This is a genomic window from Cellulomonas bogoriensis 69B4 = DSM 16987 (assembly GCF_000767165.1).
Classification (GTDB): Bacteria; Actinomycetota; Actinomycetes; order Actinomycetales; family Cellulomonadaceae; genus Actinotalea; species Actinotalea bogoriensis.
On record NZ_AXCZ01000294.1, the window covers coordinates 1 to 1,981 of the forward strand.

Annotated in this window: 2 protein-coding genes; both read left to right on the forward strand. The window is 69.2% G+C overall.

The annotated features are described in order from the left end of the window. Positions 1-486: collagen-like triple helix repeat-containing protein (locus N869_RS18820; RefSeq protein ID WP_332248775.1), on the forward strand; the 486-nt coding region annotated here is incomplete at its 5' end. 461 nt (positions 487-947) lie between these two features. Beyond that, on the forward strand, positions 948-1,981 hold a 1,034-nt coding region (locus tag N869_RS14760; RefSeq protein WP_198026097.1), incomplete at its 3' end, for a carbohydrate binding domain-containing protein.

The window sequence follows — 1,981 nt, forward strand, 5'->3', positions numbered from 1 at the left end:
CAGCTCAACGACGCCACGGGCGGTTCGCGTACCGGTGCGCAGATGTGGGCCGACCCGACGGGTCTGAGCTACCAGAACACCACCCGGTGGGGCGTGGCTCAGCTCGTCGCCGAGCTGAGCGAGCCGGGCGAGCCCGGTGTGCCCGGTCTGCCCGACGTCCCGGGTGAGCCCGGTGACCCTGGTCAGCCTGGTGACCCGGCAGAGCCTGGTGACCCGGCAGAGCCCGGCGACCCGGCAGAGCCCGGCGACCCGGCAGAGCCCGGCGACCCGGCGGAGCCTGGTGACCCGGCAGAGCCCGGCGACCCGGGTGCGCCCGGCGAGCCTGGTGACAGCGACGAGCTGGGCAGCGGGACCGGTGCTGACGCCGACGGTGGGCCCCTGGCCCGAACTGGTGTGTCGATCGCCGCCGGTGTGCTGGCCGTGCTCCTGCTGGTCGGTATCGGGACGATGCTGATCTCCCGACGTCGCGTGGCGACGGAGGAGTGAGCACTCCCAGCGTGTAGCACCCACCGAACTGAGGACCCCCGGGCACGAGCCCGGGGGTCCTCAGTCGTTCCGAGAGGGTTCAGCGGACCAGACATCTGCAGGCGAGGTGGACAGGGGGTGAAACAGGTCTGCTGTTCGGGTGATCATCTGCACGCGGCTCCCGACTCCCGTGCGCTGGATTCCGGGGGAGACACGCCGGGCTCGACACGCCGATGCGAGGCGACCTCGTGCACCTTTCGTCCGGTTATCGCACACCTCGCACGTTGGTGACGGTGGTGGGGATCCGGGCGGCTATGGGCCCACTTCGCCCACGCCGATCAGGACCGCTTGATGATGATCTGCCCGAACTGCCCGGTATCGAAACTATCGGGTATCGGAACTGGCCATTGCCACGGGGCGTTCGCGCCCCGTACCGTTCTCATGATTTCTACCCAGGGCATCCGCCTCGCAAAGGAGCGTTCATGAGACGGCCCAAGTTGTTCGAAAGTGTCGGTGTGGGGGTTGCTGCCGCCGCACTGATCGTCGCCCCCGCAGCGGGCGCGGCACCGGTCGCGGTCGCAGCGGCCGACCCCGTCACCGTCTTCGAGACATCGTTCGAGGACGGAGAGACCGCGCCATTCGGCGCCCGCGGTCCCGTCACCCTTGACGTCACTACTGACGACGCGCGCACTGGCACCCGCAGCCTGCGCGTGTCCGACCGTGCGGACGGGTGGCAGAGCGTCAGCCTGGACCTCCTCGCCGCGCCTTTGAGCCTTGAGCCGGGGGAGTACGACATCTCCGCATGGGTCAAGCTCGACACCGGAACTCCCGAGGACTCCACGGGGTTCAACTTCACTGTTCAGCAGGCTCCCTACGCGACCGGCGAAGAGCAGTACCTGACGGTCGGTCAGTACCAGAAGCCCGTCAGCGGGGACGAGTGGGTAGAGATCGGTGGCACGTACGTCCTCACGGAGGGGCGTACGGAGGCCCAGCTGTACGTCGACGTGGTGTCGCTCGCGGGTGCGCACCCCTCGTTCCTCATCGACGACATCCGGATCCTGGGCGACGCGCCCGCCGACGGGGGCGAGACCCCCGGTGACGGCGAGGGCCCGGGTGACGGTGACGGCGAGACCCCCGGCGATGGTGAGTCTCCTGCACCGGGCCCGATCGTCACGATCCACGAGACCGGTTTCGAGACCGGGACGGACGGCTGGTTCGGGCGGGGCGATGCCCAGGTGTCCGTGACGGACACCGAGGCCTACGAGGGTGCCCAGAGCCTTTCGGTGACGGGCCGGACGGCCAACTGGCACGGTCCCGCGATGAACCTGTTCCCCCTGGTGAACCGGGGCGACACCTACGAGATCTCCGCGTGGGTCAAGCTCCCCGAGGGGACCGAGGGCTCGACGGACATCAAGTTCACGGTGGCGCAGCAGCCCGAGGCCTACGTCCAGGTCAACGAGCAGGTGGCGGTCACCGCTGACAGCTGGGTGTTCCTGAGCGGCACCTACGAGGTCCC